The 25,725-nt window shown below is 57.4% G+C and carries 24 protein-coding genes; 20 read left to right on the top strand and 4 right to left on the bottom strand.

The genetic code is table 11. The annotated features are described in order from the left end of the window. Positions 1–25: 25 nt before the first annotated feature. Positions 26–1,105 carry a class I SAM-dependent methyltransferase gene (locus HELO_RS10805; RefSeq protein WP_013332707.1) on the bottom strand — a complete coding sequence of 360 codons (1,080 nt, stop codon included), beginning with the start codon at positions 1,103–1,105 and terminating at the stop codon, positions 26–28. A gap of 123 nt (positions 1,106–1,228) precedes the next feature. On the opposite strand from HELO_RS10805, the gene HELO_RS10800 reads away from it, so the two are divergent. The 6 genes from HELO_RS10800 (at position 1,229) to HELO_RS10775 (ending at position 7,110) form a co-directional block, all read left to right on the top strand. Beyond that, entirely contained in the window at positions 1,229–2,257 is a 1,029-nt protein-coding gene (locus HELO_RS10800) for a GlxA family transcriptional regulator (RefSeq protein WP_013332706.1), read from the top strand. Between the two features lie 169 nt (positions 2,258–2,426). Next, positions 2,427–2,909: a GNAT family N-acetyltransferase gene (locus HELO_RS10795; RefSeq protein WP_013332705.1), complete on the top strand. Its 483-nt coding sequence runs from the start codon at positions 2,427–2,429 to the stop codon at positions 2,907–2,909. Positions 2,910–2,912: 3 nt separating this feature from the next. After that, complete coding sequence (locus tag HELO_RS10790; RefSeq protein ID WP_013332704.1) at positions 2,913–3,815, top strand: LysR family transcriptional regulator; 903 nt, start codon at positions 2,913–2,915, stop codon at positions 3,813–3,815. A 105-nt stretch (positions 3,816–3,920) separates the two neighbouring features. After that, the gene (locus tag HELO_RS10785) at positions 3,921–5,318 is read left to right on the top strand and encodes an amidase (protein WP_013332703.1); all 1,398 of its coding nucleotides are present in this window, start codon (positions 3,921–3,923) and stop codon (positions 5,316–5,318) included. Positions 5,319–5,366: 48 nt separating this feature from the next. After that, positions 5,367–5,600: a hypothetical protein gene (locus HELO_RS10780; RefSeq protein ID WP_013332702.1), complete on the top strand. Its 234-nt coding sequence runs from the start codon at positions 5,367–5,369 to the stop codon at positions 5,598–5,600. Beyond that, a complete protein-coding gene (locus HELO_RS10775; RefSeq protein WP_013332701.1) occupies positions 5,593–7,110 on the top strand; it encodes a sodium:solute symporter family protein in 1,518 nt (505 codons plus the stop codon). Before HELO_RS10780 ends, HELO_RS10775 begins: the two co-directional genes overlap by 8 nt. Positions 7,111–7,211: 101 nt before the next feature. Here HELO_RS10775 and HELO_RS10770 read toward each other — a convergent pair whose 3' ends face one another. Beyond that, positions 7,212–8,498 (bottom strand): MFS transporter, encoded by a 1,287-nt coding sequence (locus tag HELO_RS10770; RefSeq protein WP_109637460.1) that lies wholly within the window; start codon positions 8,496–8,498, stop codon positions 7,212–7,214. 123 nt (positions 8,499–8,621) lie between these two features. On the opposite strand from HELO_RS10770, the gene HELO_RS10765 reads away from it, so the two are divergent. The 14 genes from HELO_RS10765 to HELO_RS10700 all read left to right on the top strand — a co-directional run bounded on the left by HELO_RS10765 (position 8,622) and on the right by HELO_RS10700 (position 23,038). Further along, positions 8,622–9,497 (top strand): LysR family transcriptional regulator, encoded by an 876-nt coding sequence (locus tag HELO_RS10765; RefSeq protein WP_109637458.1) that lies wholly within the window; start codon positions 8,622–8,624, stop codon positions 9,495–9,497. A 431-nt stretch (positions 9,498–9,928) separates the two neighbouring features. Next, a complete protein-coding gene (locus HELO_RS10760; protein ID WP_041602087.1) occupies positions 9,929–10,666 on the top strand; it encodes a carbon-nitrogen hydrolase family protein in 738 nt (245 codons plus the stop codon). Between the two features lie 74 nt (positions 10,667–10,740). Next, on the top strand, positions 10,741–11,166 hold the full coding sequence (locus HELO_RS10755; protein ID WP_013332700.1) for an N-acetyltransferase: 426 nt from the start codon (positions 10,741–10,743) through the stop codon (positions 11,164–11,166). Positions 11,167–11,223: 57 nt separating this feature from the next. After that, positions 11,224–12,894 carry a dihydroxyacetone kinase subunit DhaK gene (locus HELO_RS10750; protein ID WP_013332699.1) on the top strand — a complete coding sequence of 557 codons (1,671 nt, stop codon included), beginning with the start codon at positions 11,224–11,226 and terminating at the stop codon, positions 12,892–12,894. Between the two features lie 62 nt (positions 12,895–12,956). Continuing rightward, positions 12,957–13,343 (top strand): tautomerase family protein, encoded by a 387-nt coding sequence (locus tag HELO_RS10745; protein ID WP_013332698.1) that lies wholly within the window; start codon positions 12,957–12,959, stop codon positions 13,341–13,343. Positions 13,344–13,934: 591 nt separating this feature from the next. Continuing rightward, complete coding sequence (locus HELO_RS10740; RefSeq protein ID WP_109637456.1) at positions 13,935–14,549, top strand: poly-gamma-glutamate hydrolase family protein; 615 nt, start codon at positions 13,935–13,937, stop codon at positions 14,547–14,549. A 103-nt stretch (positions 14,550–14,652) separates the two neighbouring features. Beyond that, positions 14,653–15,846 (top strand): DUF3800 domain-containing protein, encoded by a 1,194-nt coding sequence (locus HELO_RS10735; RefSeq protein WP_109637455.1) that lies wholly within the window; start codon positions 14,653–14,655, stop codon positions 15,844–15,846. 22 nt (positions 15,847–15,868) lie between these two features. Further along, positions 15,869–16,501 carry a hypothetical protein gene (locus HELO_RS10730; RefSeq protein WP_041602086.1) on the top strand — a complete coding sequence of 211 codons (633 nt, stop codon included), beginning with the start codon at positions 15,869–15,871 and terminating at the stop codon, positions 16,499–16,501. A 77-nt stretch (positions 16,502–16,578) separates the two neighbouring features. Next, complete coding sequence (locus tag HELO_RS10725) at positions 16,579–17,367, top strand: aminoglycoside nucleotidyltransferase ANT9 (protein ID WP_041602085.1); 789 nt, start codon at positions 16,579–16,581, stop codon at positions 17,365–17,367. 86 nt (positions 17,368–17,453) lie between these two features. Further along, positions 17,454–17,960: a GNAT family N-acetyltransferase gene (locus HELO_RS10720; protein ID WP_109637453.1), complete on the top strand. Its 507-nt coding sequence runs from the start codon at positions 17,454–17,456 to the stop codon at positions 17,958–17,960. 28 nt (positions 17,961–17,988) lie between these two features. Beyond that, the gene (locus HELO_RS10715; protein ID WP_109637451.1) at positions 17,989–19,167 is read left to right on the top strand and encodes a DUF4062 domain-containing protein; all 1,179 of its coding nucleotides are present in this window, start codon (positions 17,989–17,991) and stop codon (positions 19,165–19,167) included. 82 nt (positions 19,168–19,249) lie between these two features. Next, positions 19,250–20,140: a hypothetical protein gene (locus HELO_RS10710; RefSeq protein WP_041602083.1), complete on the top strand. Its 891-nt coding sequence runs from the start codon at positions 19,250–19,252 to the stop codon at positions 20,138–20,140. Positions 20,141–20,172: 32 nt separating this feature from the next. After that, complete coding sequence (locus HELO_RS10705; RefSeq protein ID WP_198410707.1) at positions 20,173–20,616, top strand: hypothetical protein; 444 nt, start codon at positions 20,173–20,175, stop codon at positions 20,614–20,616. A 220-nt stretch (positions 20,617–20,836) separates the two neighbouring features. After that, complete coding sequence (locus HELO_RS10700) at positions 20,837–23,038, top strand: OsmC domain/YcaO domain-containing protein (protein ID WP_013332697.1); 2,202 nt, start codon at positions 20,837–20,839, stop codon at positions 23,036–23,038. 87 nt (positions 23,039–23,125) lie between these two features. On the opposite strand, the gene HELO_RS10695 is transcribed toward HELO_RS10700, so the two are convergent. Both HELO_RS10695 and HELO_RS10690 read right to left on the bottom strand, forming a co-directional pair. Beyond that, the gene (locus HELO_RS10695) at positions 23,126–24,370 is read right to left on the bottom strand and encodes a metal-dependent hydrolase family protein (RefSeq protein WP_013332696.1); all 1,245 of its coding nucleotides are present in this window, start codon (positions 24,368–24,370) and stop codon (positions 23,126–23,128) included. 41 nt (positions 24,371–24,411) lie between these two features. Next, positions 24,412–25,719 (bottom strand): TRAP transporter large permease, encoded by a 1,308-nt coding sequence (locus HELO_RS10690; protein ID WP_013332695.1) that lies wholly within the window; start codon positions 25,717–25,719, stop codon positions 24,412–24,414. Positions 25,720–25,725 lie beyond the last annotated feature (6 nt).

Here is a 25,725-nt window from a genome sequence, read left to right as displayed (position 1 = left end):
GTGAGGATGACGCCGGGCCTCGGGATCAAGGCCGGCAGACGAAGTAGTCGTTCTGGATATCGTGCTCCAACTGGTGGACCTGAATATCGCGGAAGCCGGCTTCCTCCAGATAGGCCAGGGCGCGCTCGCGGCCCCACATGGTCCCCAGCCCTTCGCCGCCCTGGGCCAGCGAGACCGTCATGCAGTGGCTGATCGATACCGCATAGAGCATCGCGCCCAACGGGTGCTCGCGATCCAGGTGATGATGGCTCGAGGCGTGGATGTCCTGCACCAGGTAGATGCCGTCGCTGGTCAGGCTGCGGTGAATCCCCTTGAGCAGCCGGCGCGGCTGGCCCTGGTCGTGAATGCCGTCGAAGGTGGTCACCAGTTCGAAGGCCCCGGGCGTGGCGGTGGTGTCGAAGTCGCTCAGGTCACGTACCTCGAAGTTGAGGTTGGTCAGCCCGGCCCGTTCAGCCTGGGCGCGCGCCCAGCCGATGGCCTCCTCGGAGAGGTCGTAACCCGTGAAGCGGCTGGCGGGGAAGCGTTCGGCCATGGCCAGCAGGGCCCGGCCGCGACCGCAGGCGCAGTCCAGTACCCGGATACCGCTCTCCAGGCGCTCGATCAGCCCCGGGGCCAGCGGCAGGATGCCGTCGAACAGTGCCGGTAGCACCGTCTGGCCGCTGTCGCTGGCCATCACCTCCTGGAAGCGTGGATAGCGCGAGTAGGGTACGCCGCCGCCCTCACGAAAGCAGCGCAACACGTCATCCTCCACGCTGCCCAACAAGGGCATAAACTGGGCATAGACGGCCAGGTTTGCCTCGCCCCGGTCGGTGAGCAGTGCAGCGCGTTCGTCCGGTAGCCAGTAGCTGGCAGTGGCGGAGTCGGTTTCGACCACCTCGGCTGCCACCATGCCGCCGAGCCATTCGCGAACGTAACGCTCCTGGAGCCCCGTGCGCTCGGCCAGGGCCTGGCTGGTGATCGGTGGTTGCCCGGCCATGGCTTCCAGCAGTCCGGTGCGGTAGCCGAGCGAGGTCAATAGCAGCAGGCCACCGTGATTGAGGGCCTGAACCAGCCGGGCTTCGAAATCGTCGGTCGTCGGTTGGATGGCAAGAGTGGTATCGCACATGATCAGGGTCCTCCGGTCGTTGTTGTATTGGTGATGCGTGTCGTCGATGAGGACAGCTTCACGATACGACCGGGAGGCCGCCGATACTCAGGCGCATTGCGCCGCAAACGAGGGGTTTCTGCCATGACTGAAATCGAGCCCCGAGACAAGGCAATCATCGCCCTGCTGGCCGGTCCTGATGTGACCGCCTCGACGCTTTTCGGTATGTACGACATCTTCGGTTCGGCGGGTCGAGACTGGGAACTCTTGATGCACGGTCGACCGGGCGAACCGCTGCTCGAGCCGTTGATCGTCTCGCGGGATGGCGGCGGCTTCCGTACCGCGAATGGGGCCTGGGTCGAGCCGGATGTCGCCCTGGCCGACTGCCCTGCGCCGCTGGCGGTGTGCGTACCGGATCTGATGATCGCCCCCGGCGCCAGCCTGGCCAGCTACGTGCCCGAGATAGCCTGGTTGCGCGCCTGTGAGGAGTCGGGGGCGCTGATGGCGGCGGCCTGTACCGGCGCCCTGCTGTTCGCCGAAGCGGGGCTGCTTGACGACCAGGATGCCACCACCCACTGGGCCTATTGTGACGTGCTGGCGCAACGCTTTCCCAAGGTGCGGGTGCATGCCCATCGCAGCCTGGTGATCAGCGGAGAAGGGCAGCGGTTGATCATGGCCGGTGGCGGCACCACCTGGCAGGATCTGGCGCTGTTTCTGGTCGCGCGGCTGGTGAGCGTGGACGAGGCCATGCATCTGGCGCGGCTCAACCTGATCGGTTGGCACCTTGAGGGCCAGCAGCCCTATGCCGCCCTGAGCAGTTCGCGCCAGGTAGAGGATGCCGGTATCGCCAATTGCCAGGTATGGGTGGCCGAGCACTACGACACCCCCTCGCCGGTGGCCGGCATGGTGGCGGTCAGCGGCCTGACGGAGCGCTCCTTCAAGCGACGCTTCAAGGCTGCCACCGGCATGACGCCGATGGACTATGTCCATACCCTGCGACTGGAGGAAGCCAAGCAGGTGCTGGAAAGCGGCGATGCCCCCATCGACGCAGTGGCCGAGGAGGTGGGGTACGCCGACCCGAGCTTCTTCCGACGGCTGTTCGTCCGCCGGGTCGGCCTGACGCCCAGTCAGTACCGACGGCGTTTTCGCAGCATGCGGCTGCGTCTGCAGTAGCTCGATGGCATACGGGAGCGGGGTGGTTGCACGATCTTCCGGCTGGCTGAGTGGTGGCTCCAACCCTGGCGAGTGGCGCCGAGAACGGGGATACTGTGGCGTTTCGCCGTGCCCCCTGTGCCAGGGGAACACCGGCATCGCCACGCATCGCTGACAGGATTTTTTCGCCATGGGTTCAGGCCTGCCTCTCGTCCGCATCCACGCTAACTCGTCTCATGTTGCCACCCTGGCCGGCTGGATCCATGCCGAATGGGGGCATCTGCATGCCGGCCGCGATTTCGCCGCTGCCGTCGGGCACTTTCGCGGCGACTGCGGCCTGGCCGGAGTGCCTTCGGTATTTGCCGCCATGGACGGTGAGCGGCCGGTGGGCACGGCCAGTCTGGTCGTCGACGACATGAGCGACCGTCGCGAACTGACACCCTGGCTGGCCTCGGTCTATGTGTTGCCCGAGTGGCGCGGTCGCGGCATCGCCTCACGGCTGGTGCGCCGAGTGGAGGAAGAGGCCCAGGCACACGGCATCGAGCGTTTCTACCTCTACACACCGGATCAGCAGGCGCTCTACCGCCGGTTGGGCTGGCAGGATGTCGAGGAGCGCGAATATCGCGGCGAGATGGTGACCATCATGCAACGCGACTTTCCGGCTCCGGTCTGAGCCATGCACTGGCGAGCCCTGCGCTATTTCGACACCGTGGCCCGCAGCCACTCACTGCGCGAGGCGGCGGCTCGGTTGCATATCGCCCCGACCGCCATCAGCCGCCAGATCGACCTGCTGGAGTATCAGCTCGGGGCGCCGTTGATCGAGCGCGGTCCCGGTGGCATTCGCCTGACCGCCGCTGGGGAATTGCTGGCGGTCCAGGCGCGCCGCACCTTGCGCGATCTGGAGCGGGTGCAGGAGCACATTAGCGACCTCAAGGGCCTGCGTACCGGCAAGGTGAGCCTGAGGGTGGCCGAAGGCGTGGTGGCCGGTTTGCTCGTGCCGGCGCTGACCGAGCTCAACCAACGCCATCCGCAGTTGCAGTTCGATATTCAGATCGCCAGTGCCGGCCAGGTCGTCGAGGCGCTGCGCAGTGGCGATGCCGATATCGGCCTGACCTTTTTCATGCCGCGCCATGACGACATCCTGCCGTTCGCCAGCAGTCGCCTGGAGCATCATGCGGTCATGGCACCTGGCCATCCGCTGGCGGGGAGGGCCGAGTTGCGGCTGGCCGAACTGGCCGAGTATTCCCTGGCGCTGCCCGATGAGCACTATGGAGTGCGGCAAGCGCTCGACGAAGCGGCACGACGCCAGGATGTGACGCTCAATCCCATCTTTCACACGGCCTCTCTGGAGACCCAGAAGGCGTTGGCCATGTCGGGCGCCGGGCTGTTGATCCTGCCGCCCATGGCGGTGGCCCGGGAGTGTCGGGACGGCCAACTGGTCAGCGTGCCCCTGGCCCGGGGCGAACTCGAACATACCCGGCTGGACCTTTGCCTCCACCGGCATCGGCAGCGCAGTTTCGCCACCGAAGCCTGCCTCGGATTGCTGGCCGCATCGCTTCAGACATTGAGCGAGCCTTGAAGGTGTGCACACAAAAAGTGGACACCCTGGCACCATGATTGTGATGGCGATAGACACCAGGCGACGCCAAGCTGAGGGCACCAATAACAAGACGTGGAACCGCCCATGACTGCTCTCCATCTGATGACTGCCACTCAACTGCTGGATGCCTATCGCCAAAAGAGACTGTCGCCGCTGGATGTCGCCGAGGCGCTGGTCCGGCACATCGACCGTTGGGAGCCACACCTCAATGCGCTTTACGGATACCACCCGGCAGCCTTCCTGGAAGCGGCGCGCGCCTCGAGCGATCGTTGGGTGCGCGGTGAGCCGCGCGGCCCGCTGGATGGCGTGCCGATCACTCTCAAGGAACTGATTGCGACGCGTGGCACGCCGATACCGAATGGCACAGGCCTGGGCCAGCAGGCACCGGCCGTCGAGGATGCGCCGCCGGCGGCGCGACTGGCCGAGGACGACGCGCTGTTGCTGGCCAAGACGACTTGCCCGGATTTCGGCATGCTCTCTTCGGGCCGTTCCTCCTTCCACGGGACCACGCGCAACCCCTGGCGGCTCGACTGCAATACAGGGGGATCGAGTTCCGGAGCAGGGGCCGCGGCGGCGGCCGGCTATGGCCCCTTGCACGTGGGCACCGACATCGGCGGCTCGGTACGCCTGCCGGCGGCCTGGTGCGGAGTCGTGGGGTTCAAGCCGACGCAGGGACGCATTCCCATCGATCCCTACTATGTGGGGCGTTGTGCCGGCCCGATGACCCGCAGCGTGGACGATGCCGCTCTGATGATGACGGCCCTGGCTCGTACCGATCGCCGCGACGCCACGCGCTTGCCACCGGAGTCGATCGACTGGACGGATCTTGGGCTCGACGTCTCGGGACTACGCATCGGCGTGATGCTGGAGGCTGGCTGCGGTCTGCCGCTGGACGACGAAATCGCCCGCGCCGTGGAAGGGGCCGCCGTGCATCTCGAGGCAGCAGGCGCCACCCTGGTGCCGCTGGCGCCGGTGCTGACCCGCGAGATGCTCGATGGCCTGGATCGCTTCTGGCGCACCCGCCAATGGAGTGCCCTGGAAGCGCTGACGCTCGAGCAACGTGAGCGCGTGTTGCCGGCGATTCTCGCCTGGGCCGACGACGGCGGGCGGATCAGTGGTGTCGAGGCGGTGCGCGGCTTCGAGCAGACCCTGGCCATGCGCCGCGCCACCGAGGCGGTGTTCGATGATGTCGATGCCGTGATCTCGCCTACCACGCCCAACGTTGCCTTTCCCGCCGACTGGGTCTCGCCGACCAATGATCCGCAGCAACCCTTCGAGCACATCGCCTACACCGTGCCGTGGAACATGGGCGAGCAACCGGCGCTATCGCTCAATGCCGGGTTCTCCAGAGAGGGCATGCCGCTCGGCGTGCAGTTGATCGGTCCGCGCTTTGCCGATCACCGGGTGCTCAAGCTGGCCAAGACCCTGGAAACACGGTTGGCTCTCGAACCACGCTGGCCGTCGCCGCCCGTCGCGCAGTAAGGTTCTCGGTCAACTGTCTCGTCTTGTCATCGTGGGAGAATTTTCCTCATGTCCCGTCTTGTCGTCCTGCCCACCAGTCGCGCCGGCTGGGTGCTGCTGATCGTCTTCGTCGCCGTGGTGGCGGCAGGCATCTGGCCGGTCATCGGCTGGGTGAACCGCGCCGTGCTGGTGCTGGGCCTGCCGCTGCTGGTGGTGTGGAGCTATGTGGTGATCTTCGCCTGTTTCGCCGTCATGCTGATCGCCAATCGCGTCCTCGAGCACAAGGAGGATGAGCATGACTAGTCCCTGGCCGTTGCTCATCACCCTGGCCTACGTTGCCATCGCCATGTTCATCGGCCTGCGTGCCCGGGGCGGGCGGCGCATGAACAGCCTCGAGGAATGGGGCGTGGCCGGGCGCAGCATGGGGCCGGTAACGCTTTACCTGCTGATCGCCGCCGGCAGCGTCAGCGCCTACACCTTCATGGGCGCGCCGGGCTGGGCCTATTCCAAGGGCGTGCCGGTATTCTACGTGGCCGTCTATCTCGCCTATCTGGCGCTGGTGGCCTGGTACGTCGGCCCCAAGGTGTGGCAGTTCGGCGAGCGTTTCGGCCATGTGACCCAGGCCAGTGCCATCGCCGACCGCTACCAGAGCCCGTTGCTGGGGGCTCTGGCGGCACTGGTGATGTCGATCGGCTCGATCGCCTACGCGGTGCTGCAGACCATCGGCTCCGCCTACATCCTCAACGTGATGAGCGGCGGGGTGATTCCGGTGTGGCTGGGCGTGCTGCTGGTGCTGGCCTGCATTGCCGTCTACCTGTTCATCAGTGGCCAGCGCGCTATCGGCCGGACCAATGCCTTCCAGGGTGTGCTGATGCTGGTGGTGGCCTGGGCCGTGGGGCTATGGGCGTTGCATAGCGCCACCGGCGGGCTCGATGTCGGTGCGCTGTTCACGCGACTCCAGGCCGAGCATGGCGAGTTCCTGACCCTGCCCGGCGCCGGTGGCGACATGAGCTTCAGCTTCTGGACGACCTCGGTCATCGTCTCGATGTTCTCCTTCATGCCGCCGGTCTGGACCCAGTGGATGAGTGCCTCCTCGGCGCGCACCATTCGACGCAGTGCCACCTGGCTGCCGACCTACTACGTGGTGATCCTGCCGATGGTGGTGGTGGGCTTCATCGGCATCTTCGCGTTGCCCGACCTGGCGCGGGCCGACACCGTGGTGCTGGAGTACGCCATGCAGCACCTGCCGGTCGTGCTGGTCGGGTTGCTCGGTGCCGGCACACTGGCCGCGTCGATGTCCTCCAGCGAACCCTTCATCCACTCGGTGGCGCTCTCCTGGAGCAAGGACGTGCTGCAACCGCTGCTTAAACTGACGGATGTCACCACCGGCCGGCTGGCGCGCTGGATGATCCTGCCGCTGATGGCCTTGGTAATTGCCCCGCTGGCCATCGCCGAGCCGGGCAGCCTGGTGATGATCCTGCTGGTCGGGCTGGGCTTCGCCACCCAGGTGATGCCGGCCTTCATCGGCATGTTCCTGTGGCCGCGTGCCTCCAAGCTGGGCGTGCTGGCGGGCATCGTCGCTGGGTTCCTGGTGACCGTGGCCTTCACCACGCTTTGGAAGCACCCGCTGGGCATCCACGCCGGCTTCTGGGGGCTGATGATCAACCTGCCGGTGTTCGTCATCGTCTCGCTGGTGACCGCGCCCACCCAGGCCGATGTCGTCGAGCGCTTCTTCCGCATCGCCGCCCCCCACGGCCTCACCCGACTCGGTGACGGAAACGTTCACCGCCCCAGCGACTGCCTGCAGCAGTGAATCACCAACCCTCCGGGCGGGCGCGTCTGCGTCCCGCCCGTCCCCTCAAGGTTGGGAGCCTTCAGGAATCCCGGTACGTTTCAATTCTATCCCGCTGATGGCTATAGGCAGCTGCAGCGGGATGGTGGCTCTCTCCGTACGATTGTTCTTGTCCAGGAAGCACTGACTAGCATCCAGAGTAGCGCTCCAGCTTGCACAACTACGAGCCCCCACAGAGCAATTTCATGTCCGGTAAGACCAGGGAATCCGCCTGGCACGCGGTCAACGAGGAAGCCGACGAAACCTTGGAAGATGGCACCGCAGAGAACAGCAAAAAAATTTAACAAGGCGATTGCGCTGCCTGAGACTGATGGCGGGACGAGACGGGTAAGGAGTGCATAGCCGAATATGGGACCTGCGGTGAATGCGCCAAAGGCGAACCACACAGCTCCTTTGTAGCCTTCTGGATGGAGGAGGAGAATTATCTGCGTCGTCACGAAGAGTGCCGTGAGAGTGGCTGTCATACGGAAAAATGCCTTCTCGTCACGGGCTCTCCGGTCCGCCATTAGCCCGAACCCCATTTGACCAGCCACCACGCCGACGGCTAATCCGGTCAGAATAGCGGCGGCGGTACCATCCGTCTTGCCGCCTACCTCCCTTAGCCATTCACCTGCCCAGAGTCCTTGATAGGCAATCCACACTCCTTGTGTCAGAAAGGACAAAGGGGCAATAGTCCAGAATATTCGGCTCCGTGCTATGGCAAGAGCCCCATGAACCTGCTCGCTCAAGGAGGTTTCCGTCTCTCGGGCTTCCTTTGGATGGCGTGGTACTAGAGTAACAATAAGCAAGACTAGGAGAGCGATAACCAAAGATAGCCCTGCAAACAGCCACCGCCAAGGGATTAACTGGAGGGTTGCTTCCGTTGGCCAAGTCGCTACGAGAGAGCCCAGGCTGGCGAGGCCGATGGTCATGGCATTGACGAGCGGCAGTCGCTCATTGGGCCACCAGAGAGCGTTAGCTTTATAAGCGCCAGTCCAGCAGGCGCATAGCCCAAGCCCGACGAAGAAGCGTGCAGTGAGGAGTTGTACGAGTCCATCCGCCAAGGCAAAACCAGTCGAGGCGATGGCAGCTAATCCCATGGTCGTTGCTACCACACGCTTCGGCCCGTAACGGTCGAGCAGGACACCGATGAAAATTTGTGAACCGGCTAGAGCTGCGAGGAACGCGGCAGTTAGAAGCCCTAGCTGGAAAGCCGAGAGTGTGAATTCCTGTTGCAGATAAGGGGCGAGCACGCCGTTCACGTTGCGAACTAGCTCGGATAAAAGGTACGCAAAAGTGAATGGAATTAAAACGAAAGTCACGCATCGGCGCGCTGAATTTATGGATGATATTTTATGGATATTCGTCATACATGTTGATATGTCTTGAGAATTTAGGATAAGTGTCCAATTTACAGTATTCTTGACTCAATTGTCGTGTGACGATATCAACCTTGATCGTTCGATAATGCTCAACTGTAAGAAGGAAGGGTGATGAAACTATCTTTGCCGCCGTTTCCCGCGCTTGAAACCTTCTTGGCTGTTGCCCGCACAGGCGGTGTGCGGAAGGCTGCTCGGTCACTGAATGTGACCGATTCAGCGGTCAGCCACCAGCTGCGTAAGCTTGAGGAGTATCTGGGAACGCCAGTTATGGAGCGGCATGGGCGAGGAGTTAGACTTACGCCTATCGGTCGACGCTATGCTGAGGCGCTTGATGAGCCGCTGTCAGAGATTGCCCAAGTCACGGATCGCCTCTTTGGGACTCGAAGCGCAGATGCTGTCACCCTCACTACGGTACCTGTCGTTGCCACTTTGAGCCTGATACCGCGCATCAAGCAGCTTGAGGCTGATCATCCAGAGTTGATGCTGCGCCTCGTGACAACGACGAAGCAACTCGACCTCAATGGAAATGACATCGATTTGGCTCTGCGCTATGTACGCGGGCCTGCGGATCCTAACGAGCTGCTTACCTTCGATGAGTACGCTTTCCCTGTCTGCGCACCAGCCCTTGCGGAGGGGAGGGCACAGGATATTCGGGGGCAGCGCCGTCTCCTCAATAACGCGCATACCGAAGATTGGAGCTTCTGGACCCGCCAAGCCGGTACTGTCCAACTATCTGATGAGCCAACCATGAGTTTTGATTCGTCAGAAATGACGCTAGGTGCTGCAATCCAGGGGATGGGAGTTGCCATTGGCCGCACACCACTAGTGAATGCATTCTTGAAATCCGGTCAATTGGTTGCTCCTTTCGGAACAGGTACTCGCGGAGAGGGCCATTACAGGATTATTCACTCCTCGCATCGAAGGAATATCTCGAACCGAGACGCCGTTACTCAGTGGCTCTCCAACCTACTCGGCCCACTGCACTGAAGGGGAGGTTTCTTCCCTCGAATGAGCTATGAACACGGGCCAGATCGCTCTTTGTCTCCAGCTCGAAATCGCTGATATGCCAGGATAGAGAGATTGAGAATACGCTTAAAGAGACGACCAGTGGTTTATGGTGAGTCCGTTTTTTCAGATGGATGGCAGGGACAATGATCAAAGTAGACAAAGCCGTGCCGCCCCACACGGCTCGGTGACAGAAACGCTCACTTCAAAGTTAAAAGTGAAATAAGGTTGAAATTGTCTGAGTGGTTAGTTGTTGCTGGGTGTCCTTGTGCGGGGCGAGCAGAATCTTTGGAAGTGCGTGGTCAAGTCGTTTCGTGTATATTAAAACTCCTGTGGTATGGTTTTATTGATGGTCATGGCAAGGGTTAGGTGTCGATTAAACGAAAAAGATAGAACAGAATGGGAGTTCATCAATGAAGATCTGTGCTGCTCAGCTTCGACCCGTTATAGGTGATTTGTCGAAAAATATTGATAAGCACCTTGAGCTTGTTGAATTGGCTATCGATAATGACGCTGACTCGGTGTTCTTTCCCGAGCTATCGCTTACAGGGTATGAGCCTAGCTTAGCAAGATCACTCGCTAGAAAAGCAGCCGACTGTTGCCTTGATGAGATTCAGTATCTTAGCGATACGAATAACTTGGTGGTAGGAATAGGCATGCCATTCGACGCTGATTCTGGTGTGCAGATCGGGATGCTGTGGCTCCAGCCTAATGCACCTCGCCGTGCCTATGCGAAACAATTTCTCCATGCCGATGAAGCCCCTTACTTCGTAGCGGGAGAAGGGCAGATATTTATCGATAGTGCCGGGTTTAAGCTTGCTCCTGCCATTTGCTATGAATCTCTTCAAATGATCCACGCTGACAATGCTGCTTCTCTGGGGGCTAACATCTATCTTGCAAGTGTTGCTGAATCTTCCAGCAACTTGGATAAGGCCATGAAGCATTATGCTACTGTTGCGCGACGACATAACATGCATGTGATCATGGCCGACTCGCTTGGTCCGAGCGGTGACTTTTTGAGCGTTGGGCAATCTGCTGCCTGGAATGCCAGTGGCGATCTTCTTGGCCAAATGGATGCTGAGTCAGAAGGAATTATTTTGCTGGACACTTATCGCGAAACTGTCAGCATTCATAAGATCAAGAACTCATGATTTTTGTTGGTCATAGGCTTTTTTAGCCGCTAAAAATTGGAGTTTCTCTGTTGCTATCTGCAAGGAAGAAGTAGATGATTCGCACGTATCGAGAAGCGGATATCGATCAAGTTCTGGATATCTGGCTTTCAGCATCAATTAAGGCCCATGGGTTTGTCGATCCAGAGTTCTGGGAGTCGAAAGTCGACGAAATGCGCGACAGGTATATCCCCGCTTCGGAGACATTCGTCTATGAACGCAATGATCGAGTCGTCGGGTTCTATAGCCTGTTCGAGGACACCCTGGCGGCCATTTTTGTGGATCCCGACCTGCAGGGGCAGGGGATCGGAGCTGCCTTGCTGGATGATGCCAAGGGCAGAAGAGAGGAGCTGCGCCTGACGGTCTACAGAGAGAATGCGCCAAGCGTCAGGTTTTATGAGAAGCATGGTTTTATTCCGCTTGGTGATCAAGTCGATGAAAATACCGGTCATGCCGAGATTGTCATGAGATATCGTGTTTGATCATGCGTAAACTGTGGGCTTTAACGTCGTTCGTCCTTGTGTACCTGCGGAGAACTTATGGAACTGGAACGCTTTTATAACGCGCCCGAGCGTGTCGTCGACGACATTCTTCATGTGGCGGCTGCTACCGCGGACCTGCGCATTGCCGAGCCGGAAAGCGGTCTGCGGATTCTGGTCAGGGGCGATTGGGACAGGCAGCGAGAGGGCAGCCGGCAGGTGGCCGTGCTATCCGGCGGTGGTGCCGGCCATGAGCCCGCGCATGCCGGCTTTATCGGCGATGGCATGCTGACCGGTGTCATTTCCGGGAGTCTGTTTGCCTCGCCCAGCGTCGAGCCGATTCTGGCGGCCATCCGTGAAGTCTGTGGCGATGCCGGTTGCTTGCTGGTGGTCAAGAATTACACCGGCGATCGTCTGAATTTTGGCCTGGCGGCCGAGCGTGCTCGCGGTGAAGGGCTCGATGTCGAGATGGTGATCGTCGCCGATGATGTCGCCATCGCCGAAGCACCGCAGCCACGCGGTATCGCCGGCACACTGCTGGTACACAAGCTGGCCGGCTATCTGGCAAGCCAGGGCGCGTCGCTTGCCGAGATTCAACAGCACACCCGGGCACTCTGCGAGCGGATGGGGTCACTGGGCATGGCGCTCAAACCCGCCGCACAGCCCGGTCAGCCGGCGTCAACGCGTTCCCCCGAACTGGGGCTCGGCATTCATAACGAACCCGGCACCCGTGCCGTCGATCCCCAAAGTGCAGATGACGCGATGCGCTGGGTGCTGGAGCCGTTGCTCCAGGCAGTGGCGCCTGTGGCTGCCCCTGGTTCGTCGTCCGGCACTGCCTGGGTTGCCATGCTCAACAACCTGGGCAGTTGCTCGTCCCAGGAGATGGGTGTGCTGGCTGAGTGTCTGCTACGCCAACTGGGTGAGGAGCGGGTAAGTCATCTGATTGGCCCCGCGCCGCTGATGACATCGCTGGACATGCACGGCTTCTCCGTCACGCTGGTGGCCAGCGAGCCCGAGCTGATCGAAGCGCTGACAGCACCGACCACGGCGCCGGCCTGGCCGGGTATTCAGGCGGTGCGCAACGTTGTCACATTCAAGCCGGACACGGCGCAAGGCAACGCGGCCCTGCTTGAGGATGCCCCACAGGATGCCGAGTCGACGGCGGTACTGTGGCGGGTGATCGAGACATTGCGCGAGTCGCGCGAGGAACTGGACGCCCTGGATGCCAAAAGTGGTGACGGCGATGCCGGGGCCAGCATGCAGAGTGGCGCCGACAGCATTGCCAAGGCACTCGACGCCCAGCGCCTGGACACCAGCTCCCTGTCTCCATTATTCACGGGTATCGGCCAGCTACTGGCTCGCGACATGGGCGGTTCCAGCGGCGTACTGCTGTCGATCCTGTTCACGGCGGCGGGCGGAGCACTGGAGCGTGGTGACAATCCGGGGGAAGCGCTCGCGGCGGGTGTCAGGAAGATGCAGGAATACGGAGGTGCTCGACCTGGGGACCGCACCATGCTCGATGCCTTGATGCCGGCGATCGAGTCGCTGCAACACGGTAATACGCTGGCGGAAGCCGCCCAGGCGGCGCGTACCGGTGCGCAAGCCACCGCCTCGCTGACCACTGCCAAGGCAGGGCGTTCGGCCTATGTGCCGGAGAGCGCGCTGGAAGGCATTGTTGACCCCGGTGCTGAAGCCGTGGCACGCGTGTTCGAGGCATTGGCACGACCATAATGTGATATGGCCGCCGGACATCTTTCTCGCCGAAGGCGGCGTTATACCGTACAGGAGACATCGTGATAGTCATCTATGGCATCAAGGAACACCTGAACCCCATCAAGGCCCAGCTCTCCGATGTTATCCATGGCTGCATGCAGTCGGTACTGGGAATGCCGGAGGACAAGAGGGCGCATCGTTTCATTCCGATGGACGCCGAGGATTTCTACTACCCGGGTGGCCGAACGCCGGCCTATACGGCCATAGAAATCAATATGATGCAGGGACGCTCGGCGGAGACCCAGAAAGCCTTGATCAAGACGCTCTTTCAGAGTCTGGAGGCTGAGGTAGGTCTCGCCCCCGTGGATGTGGAAGTGACGCTCAAGGAACAACCCCCGCACTGTTGGGGCTTCCGAGGCATGACCGGCGACGAGGCGCGAGACCTCAAATACTCGGTCAAGGTATAGCCATACCATATTACTGGAATGACCTAATGGGCGAGGACGGCCTGCATCCCGCCCATCCTCGTTTTGCACTTATATGCCTGGTTGATTAGGCTCAAATTCAAGGCGACCGAGATCGCCGTGATAACGACATAATCAAAATACGCCGGGGACTACCGCAGGGAGCGCCATCGCGACGTGCAGGGTAGGTGGCGGTAGCGTGACCGCGCCTCAGCCGATTCATCCCAGAGGGCCACGAAACACCCGCAAACTCGCTGCCCATCACATAGCGATAGAGAAAGCCAATAGCAGTAACTCTTCACGGTGCGGGGAAGCGCTTCATCCGCATGGCTCGCCTTGACCCGACCCATCAGCTTCGGCGACCTGCTGTGCATACCCATATCCGTTGCTCTTCATATGGATGTATGTACAGTTTTTTGGTTTCAGCAAAACGCGCAAGCACGCGAATTTTGGATAGGCTGCAGGGGTACTTATATTCTCTTTCAAGATCATATAGTTATGCGGGATATAGTCAAATTAATAATATTGTTAAACGCGCGTTCTCGTTTAAGTTAATAAACGAGTGTGCTATCTAATATCTGTTAGAGCGACTTGATGGATAAATACTCGAATTTTGAAGCGCTAATAGCAGAGCAAACCGAAGGACGTGACTTCCGCGTTCGGGTGGCGTTGCGAGAAGGGGCGATGGTGGCTTCAATCGCACCTCATGGAGGGGCAATTGAGCCGGGCACATCAGAGTTGGCCATCGCTATTGCTGGTAATCAACTTAGTTTCGCGGTTTTTGAGGGCACAAAGGCAACGCAGAACAGGGAGTTGCATATTACCAGCACAAACTTCGATGAACCTCGTTGTATCGAAGTAGTCGCGGGGGCTCGTACTGCGGTGGCGATACATGGAGAAAACAGCCAAGAGGCTACGGTATTTACCGGCGGTGCCGACATGATGCTTCGCTCCCATATAAACAACGCACTTTTAGATGCAGGCTTTACTGTGCGAGAACATGAAAACCCTAACCTTCAAGGGAAATCGCCACTGAATATCTGCAATCGCGGAACGAACGGAGCTGGTGTCCAATTAGAGCTATCCCGTGGACTGAGGAATACTTTCTTCGAGTCTCTCAATGCAGCTGGAAGAGCGCGCCAGACTCAAGAGTTCCATCAATTCGTCGATGCCGTGCACCAGGGGCTAAGCCGTGCAGGCCTGCTCTAACCAAGCGGTCAACCGGACGCCAAAAGCGTGGCGCTTTTGGTTCCCTCCGCTGTCGCTCCGGCGCCGGTTACCTTTACGTTAAGTGACCTCACAGGGGAGTTGAATGAGTCGTAATAGTCAAACTAATAGGAAAAAGAAGTTAGCAAATAAAAGAGATAAGCTGAGGGCTTGTAGGGCCAAAGCTAATGCTGAAAAATCCAAGATAGCAACTATTTACTTGGATGAGTCTGGAAATACTGGTCATAATATAGTTGACGAAAGTCAACCGGTTTTCACGCTCTCGGGCTGTAAATATTCTAATAGCGAAGCTGAGAAGTTGCTTGCACTGACAGGCTCAAAATCACCTTTAGAGGCTCATTTCAAAAAATTAAAGCGCCGGAAGTCTGGACAAGATGGAATTGTAAGGCTAATGAGCCATCGACTTATAAATAAAGATTATGTGAAAGTAGAGCTTTTTTATAAAAGCTTTATGGTGACTACCAAGATAGTTGACCTCCTAATTGAACACATGCTCCACCTAAATGGCCATGATTTATATGTAAATGGAGCAAACATAGGGCTTTCAAATATGTGGTTCTATTGCATGCCTGCGTTTTGTGGTCAGGATCGAGTCCAGGCTATGTATGAATCGTTCGTTAACATGGTTAAAGAACAGTCTGAAGAATCAATAGATTCGTTTTATCAGAGTGTAGAGGTCCTTAAAGAAAATTCAATTAATGAGGATTTTAAAGAAGACCTTAATTTGATCCTGCATACTCGGAATTATGTGCATGATGCGCTGAATGGGATCGATAAGACATCACTTGACCCATCAATACCAGCATTATTTTCACAATGTGTAAGCTGGGGAAACGTGCATCCAAAAGGGTTTTATATCATTCATGATGATTCCCATAGTATTGAAAAACAAAAAATTATGTTTTCCCAGTTTATGGATTGGACCCAAAGTCCTATAGAGCTTGGTTATGACAGACGGAAGTTTAAATTACCCTTAAGAGGAAAGGGTTTGGAATTTTCAAGCTCTGAATCGCATCCTCAATTACAGGTTGCAGACATTATTGCTAGCTCGATGGCTTATTGGGCAGACGGTGTTGCAAGAGGTGAAAAAGAAGACTACTTGTTTCTTGAGTTAAATAAGTTGAATTTGGATAAGTTAACTACAAATAACAAAATATGGCCAACGCGGAATGTTACTCCAAGCGATCTAGGTACGGTCCACGATGGCGGGCTAAATGCAGCGAATCATGGTGCATATTTCTTGATGAAGGCAAAGGCTAATGCTGAAATAACCACTTAACAAAGCCAGTCAGAGGAGCAGGATGAAATTATCCCCGGTGCAAGTATCAAGCTATTTCATACAGAAGCTTGGAAGTATGAAGATTTTCATTGAGCTGTCTGAACGTCAATGGCGAGAAGAGTCATCGTCATATGAGCGATCATTAGTCAATGAGCACGAATCGCTGAGCTGGGATAGGTACGGCTACAGGAATGACTTGGCGGCAAACATCAATCAAGAATTTCCTCAATATCAACGGCAGTCACAACTGATAATGATTGTCTCGTTATTTGAAGACTACCTCAATCAACTGTGCGTAAGCTTCAAGGCGGAAAATACATTGGATGTCGCATTAACTGATATCAAAGGCAGCGGCATCGATCGAGCCAAGACTTATTTGAAAAAGGCAGTTGGTATCCCGTTTCCTTTGGATGGCGATTCATGGAAGAAAATAGTCGAGGCGCAGTTGATCAGAAACATAGTCGCACACAATGCCGGTCATCTTGATGAGGTCAAGCATGCCAAGCACCTGAAAGTAGTTAGGGCCAGTGATAACTTGGATGCTGAAGTATTTGCTAGGTTGCACTTGATCATCGAAGAAGGCTACTTGCTATCGCTAGTGAGTGCTATGGAAAGATATGCAGCGGCACTTCATAAGGTGTCAGCCAGTGGCTAACAAGTTGCTGCACTCGGAGAAATTACTCGCTGCGCTCCCAATTTTCCGGTGGGCAAGATGTTAGGACGAAAGGAATTTTGAGAGATATGGTAGAGCCAGAGATCCCAGAAGAAGCAAAGCAGGCCCAGTCCGTCGTTGAAGCCGTGTTTGGTGATGCGATCGTCGGTGTCTACCTTTTCGGATCGGCTATCGTTGGTGGCCTTAAGCGTGACAGTGACGTTGACATCATGGTCGTGGTCAATCATTCGCCTACCTTTCTGCAAAGGAAATCTTTAGTTGCTCGGCTGATGAAGGTATCCGGTGCGATCGAGAACCCGAAAGGCACTAGGCCGGTAGAGCTGACAGTGGTAACGGTGTCTGATGTTGTTCCTTGGCGATTCCCGCCTCGGGCTGAGTTTATCTACGGAGAGTGGTTGCGAGAGGAGTTCAAGACTGGAAGTGTGCCGGAACCTGCACGCGATCCCGACCTAACCATTGTTCTGAAAAAAGTACTCGATAATAGCTTGCCATTGTATGGAGGCGATGCTTCTGAGACTTTTGAGCCGGTTCCACTAGCTGATATCCAAAAGGCCATCCGTGATTCTTTACCCAATCTATTAACCGAGGTCGTGGGCGATGAGCGAAATGTGGTTTTGACATTGTCGCGAATGTGGCTGACCGCGACTACTGGTGAAATCGCTCCGAAGGATGTTGCCACGGCGTGGGCTGAAAATCAGGTTCCTCTTGAGCATGCAAGGTTGTTGAAGTATGCCCGAGAAGGCTACCTAGGAAGGATTGAAGATAGGTGGGAGGATAAGCATGAGGACATGAAAGAGCTTGTTTCCTATATGGAAAATAAAATTACGGAGAGTCTTGATGATCTGTAGTTACCAAAGCCCTAACAATCACAAGCACAGGGACAAATTTTCCGCTGCACTACAAATTTTCCCGTGCTGTGGGCGTTGGGAGTCTCATGGAAGTCAAAATTTACTCTGAAGAAAGAGCGAAAGAGATTGCGGATCTGTTCCATCAATTGGTGCATAGCATCGATCCTTCGGTATATTCGCCTGAGCAACAGGAAGTATGGGAGCCGACGCCTCCGGACTATGAGCGTTGGTCGCAGCGTCTGAAAGAAAAGAAGCCATTTATAGCTATTATCGACAATCGCATTGCCGATTTTATAGAGCTCGACCCGGATGGCCATATTGATTATATCTACACACATCCTGATTTCCTGGGCTGCGGGGTGGCTTCTGTGTTGTTTGAGTACCTGCTTAAACAAGCCATGTCACTAAATCTGGAGCGTTTGTATGTTGAAGCATCTTGCGTAGCAAGGCCATTTTTTGAAAATCGTGGTTTTTCTATAATTCAGAGAGATGAAGTCAAAAGGCATGGCGTAACTTTGGTTAATTTCACAATGGAAAGACGTCTACACCCTAACAATCAAATGCAGCCGACCGCTGACGTGTCGGCTGATTAGGCCGTTATGTTCTAAATAAGGAGGCGATGTGGCGAGACAAGAACATGTGTTGACGGTGTTCGTGGCTTCACCTAGCGACGTAGAAGCCGAACGCGGAAGACTGGAAGACGTGATCCGAGAATTGAATATTACTTGGAGTCGAGAGCTTGGTATAAGGCTTGATCTGGTCCGCTGGGAAACTCACGCCTACCCCGGATTTGGAGTAGACGCTCAAGACCTAGTCAATGAGCAAATACCTGAAGACTACGATTTGTTCGTTGGAATCATGTGGTGTCGGTACGGAACTCCGACTGGAAGAGCGGGGTCTGGTACTGTTGAGGAATTTGAGCGCGCTAAATCGCGTTACGACACTGACAAGAGTTCTGTTAATTTGATGGTTTATTTTAAGGATGAGCCAATACCTCCTAGTCACTTAGATCCAGATCAACTTGTAAAAGTGAACGCATTTAAAAATTCGCTGGGTGCCGAAGGTGGGTTGTATTGGAAGTTTGCAGGAATCGATCAGTTTGAAAAGCTAATCCGTCTTCACTTAACGAGGCAAGTTCAAGCATTCAAATCACAGTCAACTTTAGCTGCGAGGGATGAGGCTACGAGCAATGAGAAAGAAGTCGCAGCTATTGAATATGACGATGCCGGTATTTTGGACTTAATGGAGGGTTTTCAAGATAAGTTTTTAGAGCTTACTGAGATTACAAAAAGAATCGCGGCTTCCATTGAAGAACTGGGGGCCAAAATTACAGAAAGAACGGCTGAGATAAAGGATCTACCAAGAGACTCAAAGGGCAATGCAGATCCCCAGGAAGCGAAACGGCTAATATCTATGGCTGCTTCTGATATGAACCATTTTACGGCAAGGATCGAGGCAGAGCTACCCCTGTACAATGATGCCATGAATACCGGGATGAATTTATTCATCAAAGCTGCAACCAGGTCTGTAGATCTAGAAAATGATCCCGAAGATGTAAGAAGTGGATTGGGGGCACTTCAAACCTTACATAGCAAAATTGCAACGTCTAAGCAGACTACAGTGGAGTTTCGCGAATCAATAGCAGGACTTCCGAGAATGACTACTACATTGAACAAGGCGAAGCGGATTTCCGTTGACGCTATCGACAGATTGCTGGAGGAGCTAACAAATAGCGACCAATTGTTAACAGAGTCTGAGAAAGTGGTAATTGATCTTCTGGATGGATCAGGTAACACATAACAAAGCCATGCAGTCGCCGTTTAACTCAAGCGTTAACGAGCCTGTCCGAACAGATTGTAAAAAGTAGGAATTTGAGGGGATTATGCCGAAAAAAGGGACTTACTATCTTGGGCGCGTTGTAAAAACAGGGGCGCTCGATACTGATCACGTCAAAGCTGCGCTGCGATCCCCGAATAGTGTTACGAGATACGGGTGTTCTTGGACGTTTGTCGATGTTCGGGAGTTTATCGACGGTCGAACTGCTTATTTTTTCGGTCGTCTGGTGAAATATGATCCGAAGGGCGAAGTATCTGTGGTTGATCCGGAAAAAAGAACAGAAGTTCGGCAGAGTGAGCCGAACATCACCATTGCCTCCAGCCCTTTCGTCTATGTGCCTGAATACCAGGGGGTGGCCTTTCTTCATATATCTAATCAAATCGAGTATTCCGCTTTCATGAATCGATGGGCAGAAGTGGTTAATGCTTCTCATCACCAAATGCTTGCAGAATGCGCTGTAGACCCGATAGCCGATCTTCGTTCTTTTGTGCGAAAGCTGCAATCGCTGGATGGTATTTATCGCGTATCTGCATCAGTTTCGCCTCCAAATCCGATGTTTGGTCCGCTATGGGAAAAGTTGAAAAAATATCTCGAGCAACGGAGGACGGAACGAATGAAAGTTGAAGAGGATAGTGGGCATGGAACGCCTATCGACACCGATCTAGCAGAGCATGTGCAGGGAATGCTTGATCAGGCAGTGGATAGGCCTTACGAGCCTGACCCTCTTCCCATTGGAGATGCTGCGATTTTGATGGCTGCAGACGGTTATGGAAAGGGGTATGTAAGAGGCAAGCAGGGCGAAGATTTCATTGTTATTAGAACATCAGAGACCGTAAGGAATTTCTCATTTGTTAGGGATCCTGAGCCCGAAGATCTATATCGCAAAACAGTAGAAATCCTCGAGAGGATTCGGGAAGAAAGACACATGGAGCATTAATGATAGTCTCAAAGATAGTGGATCTAAAGAGAATGGTTTTGATTTCTCCGGAGCTTTTGATTGGAGTTTTGGTTTTTTGTTTTTTTAGCGAGTATCCTGAAATTTTTGTAAATATAACAGCGGAAATAAAGGAGGGTTCAAATATTCCTGATATTGTTAGTGTGCTCCCATTCTCTTTTGTAGCTATTAGCTATCAGCTTGGCATGGGAGTTATTAGGCCTGGAGATGAAGAAGAAAATAAGCTCCTTTATGAGTGGCCTTACTATTGGATGCTAGAACATCGTTTTTACGGATCATTGATAATCTGCATCTTATGTTCAATCTCTGTAATTTTTTTCTACCTTAATCCAACTAATATGGGTGATGCGGCGCTCGGCGGGATTTTGACTGCTGCTATCTCAATCTCAGCAACGACGGTCTTTTTACTAGCCATTGCAAGGTTGACTTTGCGAAAGATTTTGACATTATATCGTTAACAAAGGGCTTCAGCCGACCGGTTTTCCGCTGTCGCTCCAAAGCAGCGGCTGAGCCCAGACGTTAGAGCCTGGTAACCCCGATAACCACTAACATACCCGCCTGCATATCCCGTCACCTTGTGGGTTTTTGCTCCGGCCCCAAGACGAGGTGCCTCAAAAGCTGGATAATGGCGGCCTACGCGCTACGGCCGACCGAAACCACGAATCCGGTGCTTTGTCAATGGAAATCAAGGTCAACTATCTCGACAACCTCCGGCTGGAGGCCAAGTTCGATGACTTCACGGTCATCTCCGACCAGCCCATCCGCTACAAGGGCGATGGCTCGGCGCCTGGCCCCTTCGATTACTTCCTGGCGTCGTCGGCGATGTGCGCGGCGTATTTCGTCAAGGTCTACTGCAATGCGCGCGATATTCCCACCGAGAATATCCGGCTGTCGCAGAACAACATCGTCGACCCGGAGAACCGCTACAAGCAGATCTTCAAGATCCAGGTCGAGCTGCCGGAGGATCTGTCCGACAAGGATCGCCAGGGCATCATGCGTTCCATCGAGCGCTGCTCGGTCAAGCGAGTGGTGCAGAACGTGCCCGAGTTCCAGATCGAGACGGTCGAGAACCTGGACGAGGATGCCCAAGCGCTGTTGATGGCCGAGCCGGAGGAGGGCGCGAGTACCTGGATCGAGGGCAAGGATCTGCCGCTGGAGCAGACCATCGCCAACATGACGAGCATTCTCGAGTCACTCGGCATGCAGATCGAGATCGCCTCCTGGCGCAACATCGTGCCGCATGTGTGGTCGCTGCACATTCGCGATGCCCACTCCAACATGTGCTTCACCAACGGCAAGGGTTCGACCAAGGAGAGCGCGCTGTGCTCGGCTCTGGGCGAGTTCATCGAGCGCTTGAGCTGCAACTTCTTCTACAACGATCAGTTCTTCGGCGAGGAGATCGCCAACAGCGAGTTCGTCCACTACCCCGACGAGAAGTGGTTCCAGCCGGGACCGAACGACGAGCTGCCGGAGGGCATCCTGGATGCCTACTGCCGGGAGTTCTACGACCCGGATGGCGAATTGCGCGGCTCAAACCTGATCGACACCAATTCCGGCAAGGTGGAGCGCGGCATCGTCTCGCTGCCGTTCGTGCGCCAGTCGGATGGCGAGGTGATCTACTTCCCCTCGAACCTGATCGAAAACCTCTACCTCAGTAATGGCATGAGTGCCGGCAACACCCTGCATGAGGCGCAGGTGCAGTGCCTGTCGGAGATCTTCGAGCGGGCGGTGAAGAAGCAGATCATCGAGGAAGAGATCGCGCTGCCGGACGTGCCGCATGAAGTGCTGGCCAAGTACCCCGAGATTCTCGAGGGTGTCGAGGCACTGGAGAAGCAGGGCTTCCCGGTGCTGGTCAAGGATGCCTCCCTGGGCGGACAGTATCCGGTCATGTGCGTCACCCTGATGAACCCGCGCACGGGCGGGGTCTTCGCGTCCTTCGGTGCGCATCCGAGCTTCGAGGTGGCACTGGAGCGCAGCCTGACTGAACTGTTGCAGGGCCGTAGCTTCGAAGGCCTGAACGACTTCATGCCGCCGACCTTCAATTCGCTCGCTGTCACCGAGCCGAACAACTTCGTCGAGCACTTTATCGATTCCTCGGGGCTGGTCTCCTGGCGTTTCTTCAGTGCCCGAGCCGATGTCGAGTTCGTCGAGTGGGATTTCTCGGGCACGAACGAGGAGGAGGCCGAGCGCCTGTTCGGTATCCTTGAGGAACTGGGGCTGGAAGCCTACATGGCTGTCCATGAGGACCTGGGCGCGCCGGTGTGCCGCATCCTGGTGCCGGGGTATTCCGAGGTTTACCCGGTGGAGGACCTGATCTGGGACAACACCAACAAGGCGCTGTTGTTCCGCGAGGATATCCTGCACATCCACGAGCTGAGTGACGAGCAACTGGGCGACCTGCTGGAGCGCCTGGAAGAGACCCAGATCGATGACCACGAGGACATCATCACCCTGATCGGCATCGAGTTCGACGAGAACACCGTCTGGGGACAGCTCACCATCCTCGAGCTGAAACTGCTGATCAACCTGGCGCTCGGCCAGCACGAGGAAGCCCTGGAACGGGTCGAGATGTTCCTGCAGTTCAACGACAACACCGTCGAGCGTGGGCTCTTCTACCAGGCGGTGAACGCGGTGCTGGAAATCGCTCTGGACGACGAACTCGAGCTGGACGACTACCTCTACAACTTCACGCGCATGTTCGGCGAAGCGACCATGCAAGCCGTGGTTGGCTCAGTGAACGGCGAGGTGCGCTTCCACGGCCTGGAGCCGACCAATATGCGGCTGGAAGGCCTCGAGCGGCACCAGCGTTTGATCGAGAGCTACAAGAAGCTGCATGCCCACCGGGCCGCCAAGGCGGAGATGATGGTCGCCGAGGCTTGATGTTCATTTAGATAGCTTCATCAACGCCCATGATGCAAAGCCCCTGAGCCGGACACCCGGCTCGGGGGCTTTGCGTTTGGGGCGTTCCTATCTTGAGGTGAGGGCAACGCTACCCTCGCGATAGACCTTGCCGCCCTTCATGATCATCAGCAGTTGCGCCTCCGGATCGGTGAGGGTGGTGATGTCCTCCAGTGGGTTGTCGTGCACCACCAGCAGGTCGGCACGGGAGCCGGGGATGACCTCGCCGAAGTCACCGACGTAGCCGAAGGCGTCGGCGGCGTTGCATGTGGCGGCGCGGATCAAGTCATCTGCGGGCACCACGTCCTTGCGCAGGTGAAACTCGTTGAGCTGGTGGCGCTGCATGCGGCCGAGCAGGTCGGATCCGTAGAGCATCTTCACGCCGTGCCTCTGCGCCATCTCCAGCGCGCGGCCGCCGGCCTCCAGCACGTCGAACACCTTGCGCTGCAGGTGCTCGGCCATGCCGGCCGCTACGCCTTCCTTGGCCAGGGCGTCGTAGGTGGCAAGCGTCGGCGTCAGGTAGGCGTTGTGCTCCAGAAACAGGCGGCAGCTCTCCTCGTCCATCAGGTTGCCGTGCTCGATGGTCTTCACGCCCCGCGGGATCAGCCGGTTGATAGCGCGGGCAGTGTAGGCGTGGGCCATGGTGTGGATGTTGGCGGCGGTGGCTTCCTCGACGATAGCGTCGATCTCCTCCAACGAGAACTGGGTGCTGTCGATGCGGTCGGTGGGCGAGGATACGCCGCCGGAGGCCATGATCTTGATCTGGGTGGCGCCCTTGCGGATTTCGTCGCGGGCCGCGCGACGCACCTCGCTGACCCCGTCGCAGACCCGGCCAAGCCCGGCGCAGCAGAAGCAGCCCTCGAAGGTCTGCTGGCCCGGGCCGCGCATGTCGCCGTGGCCGCCGGTCTGCGAGAGGGCATTGCCGCAGTAGAGCAGCCGCGGGCCGATCAGGCTGTCCTCGTCGACGGCGTTGGCCAGGCCGTAGTCGGCGCCGCCAGCGTCGCGCACGGTGGTAAAGCCGCGCATCAGCATCGCCTCCAACAGTTCGCTGGACTTGGCGCCCACATAGAAGGGCGAGAGCGTCTCGAGCAGCGCGAAGTTGGGCGTGATGGCGGTGACGTGGACGTGGGCATCCACCAGGCCGGGCATCAGGTAGTGGCCGTTCACGTCGATGACGCGGTCGTCCTCGCCGACGAGGGGGGTGTCGCTGACCTCGACGATGCGGCCGTCCCGGATACGCACTTCGCGGCCGGGCAGCACGCGACCGGCGCGAGTGTCGATGACGTTGGCGTTGATGAAGCGGGTGGTGGTCATGGGCAAATTCCTCGGGGCGTTTGTTGGCGTTCTGTGTCGGATCACAGCATCTGTTGGGGGAGATAGAGCGAGAGCGCCGGGATCAGCACGATCAGCAGCAGGGTGACGATGTCCATGGCGATGAACCAGCTGACGCCGCGGAACACCTCGGGCAGGGTCACGCTCTTGCCCAGTGCGCCCTTGATCACGTAGACGTTGAGGCCGATCGGTGGGGTGACCAGGCCGACTTCCAGCAGCTTGACCACGATGATGCCGAACCACACCAGGTTGAGGTCTGCGCCCTCTACCAGCGGCAGGATCAGCGGCAGGGTCAACAGCATCAGGCCGATGGAGTCGATGAACATGCCGAGCACCAGGTAGATCAGCGCCACGGCGAGGATGATCCACCAGGTCTCGGTGCTGACGCCGAGGATCAGCTCCGAGAAGGCGGCGGGTACGCCGCTCATGGCCAGGAAGCGGGTGAAGAACAGCGAGCCGATCAGGATGATGAAGATGCTGGCGGTGTTGACGGCGGTGCGCACCAGGGCCTCGCGGATCGCCGTGAAGGTCAGGGTACGGCGCGCCAGGGCGATCAGCGCGGCGATGGTGGTGCCGACCGCTCCGGCCTCGGTGGGCGAGAACACGCCGAGGAAGATACCGCCCAGCACCGCGCTGATCAGCAGCGGCAGCGGCCAGATATGGCGGAAGGCCTGCCACTTTTCGTCCCAGGTGGAGGTGACCTGAGCGTGACCGGCCAGCCCCGGCCTGGCCTTGACCCGAGCCATGATCATCAGGATATAGAGCAGCGCCGAGAGCAGCCCGGGCAGGAAGCCGGCCATGAACAGCTGGCCCACCGAGACCTGGGCGTAGACGCCGTAGAGCACCAGCAGCACGCTGGGCGGGATCAGCGAGCCCAGGGTGCCGGAGGCGGCCACGGTGCCGGTGGCCAGGCCCTTGTCGTAGTGCCGTTTGAGCATCTCCGGCACGGCGATGCGCGACATGGCCGCGGAGGTAGCCACGCTGGATCCGGATGCCGCGGCGAAGAAGGCCGAGGCCATCACGCTGGCGACCGCGAGCCCGCCGGGCAGCCGCGCGAGATAGAGCCGCATGGCCTGGAACAGGCCCTCGGTCATGCGGGTGGCGGTGCACAGGTAGCCCATGAACAGGAACATGGGTGCGGCGGTCAGCTCCCAGGTGCCGGCGAAGTCGAAAGGGGTGGCGGAGATCATGCCCCAGGCGACGCGCATGTTGACCAGCTGGCCGATGCCGACGATGGAGACCAGCCCCAGGGCGACACCGATGGGCACGCGCAGGGCGATCAGGGAGAGGGCGGCGACGATGCCGGCCACGCCGATCTCGAGATGACTCATGGCAGG

This window comes from Halomonas elongata DSM 2581 (assembly GCF_000196875.2).
GTDB classification, from domain to species: domain Bacteria; phylum Pseudomonadota; class Gammaproteobacteria; order Pseudomonadales; family Halomonadaceae; genus Halomonas; species Halomonas elongata.
Note: the sequence above shows the minus strand (reverse complement) of the source record. Positions and strands in the feature narration are given on the sequence as shown.

What these genes read in the sequence shown, in the direction of transcription:
- HELO_RS10770 (WP_109637460.1), bottom strand. Translation starts at nt 8,498, where the DNA reads ATGACGAATATCCATAAAATATCATCCATAAATTCAGCGCGCCGATGC.
- HELO_RS10750 (WP_013332699.1), top strand. Translation starts at nt 11,224, where the DNA reads ATGGAACTGGAACGCTTTTATAACGCGCCCGAGCGTGTCGTCGACGAC.
- HELO_RS10730 (WP_041602086.1), top strand. Translation starts at nt 15,869, where the DNA reads ATGAAATTATCCCCGGTGCAAGTATCAAGCTATTTCATACAGAAGCTT.
- HELO_RS10780 (WP_013332702.1), top strand. Translation starts at nt 5,367, where the DNA reads ATGTCCCGTCTTGTCGTCCTGCCCACCAGTCGCGCCGGCTGGGTGCTG.
- HELO_RS10705 (WP_198410707.1), top strand. Translation starts at nt 20,173, where the DNA reads ATGGTTTTGATTTCTCCGGAGCTTTTGATTGGAGTTTTGGTTTTTTGT.
- HELO_RS10800 (WP_013332706.1), top strand. Translation starts at nt 1,229, where the DNA reads ATGACTGAAATCGAGCCCCGAGACAAGGCAATCATCGCCCTGCTGGCC.
- HELO_RS10740 (WP_109637456.1), top strand. Translation starts at nt 13,935, where the DNA reads ATGGATAAATACTCGAATTTTGAAGCGCTAATAGCAGAGCAAACCGAA.
- HELO_RS10790 (WP_013332704.1), top strand. Translation starts at nt 2,913, where the DNA reads ATGCACTGGCGAGCCCTGCGCTATTTCGACACCGTGGCCCGCAGCCAC.
- HELO_RS10775 (WP_013332701.1), top strand. Translation starts at nt 5,593, where the DNA reads ATGACTAGTCCCTGGCCGTTGCTCATCACCCTGGCCTACGTTGCCATC.
- HELO_RS10690 (WP_013332695.1), bottom strand. Translation starts at nt 25,719, where the DNA reads ATGAGTCATCTCGAGATCGGCGTGGCCGGCATCGTCGCCGCCCTCTCC.
- HELO_RS10710 (WP_041602083.1), top strand. Translation starts at nt 19,250, where the DNA reads ATGCCGAAAAAAGGGACTTACTATCTTGGGCGCGTTGTAAAAACAGGG.
- HELO_RS10695 (WP_013332696.1), bottom strand. Translation starts at nt 24,370, where the DNA reads ATGACCACCACCCGCTTCATCAACGCCAACGTCATCGACACTCGCGCC.
- HELO_RS10805 (WP_013332707.1), bottom strand. Translation starts at nt 1,105, where the DNA reads ATGTGCGATACCACTCTTGCCATCCAACCGACGACCGACGATTTCGAA.
- HELO_RS10700 (WP_013332697.1), top strand. Translation starts at nt 20,837, where the DNA reads ATGGAAATCAAGGTCAACTATCTCGACAACCTCCGGCTGGAGGCCAAG.
- HELO_RS10760 (WP_041602087.1), top strand. Translation starts at nt 9,929, where the DNA reads ATGAAGATCTGTGCTGCTCAGCTTCGACCCGTTATAGGTGATTTGTCG.
- HELO_RS10755 (WP_013332700.1), top strand. Translation starts at nt 10,741, where the DNA reads ATGATTCGCACGTATCGAGAAGCGGATATCGATCAAGTTCTGGATATC.
- HELO_RS10765 (WP_109637458.1), top strand. Translation starts at nt 8,622, where the DNA reads ATGAAACTATCTTTGCCGCCGTTTCCCGCGCTTGAAACCTTCTTGGCT.
- HELO_RS10795 (WP_013332705.1), top strand. Translation starts at nt 2,427, where the DNA reads ATGGGTTCAGGCCTGCCTCTCGTCCGCATCCACGCTAACTCGTCTCAT.
- HELO_RS10720 (WP_109637453.1), top strand. Translation starts at nt 17,454, where the DNA reads ATGGAAGTCAAAATTTACTCTGAAGAAAGAGCGAAAGAGATTGCGGAT.
- HELO_RS10735 (WP_109637455.1), top strand. Translation starts at nt 14,653, where the DNA reads ATGAGTCGTAATAGTCAAACTAATAGGAAAAAGAAGTTAGCAAATAAA.
- HELO_RS10785 (WP_013332703.1), top strand. Translation starts at nt 3,921, where the DNA reads ATGACTGCTCTCCATCTGATGACTGCCACTCAACTGCTGGATGCCTAT.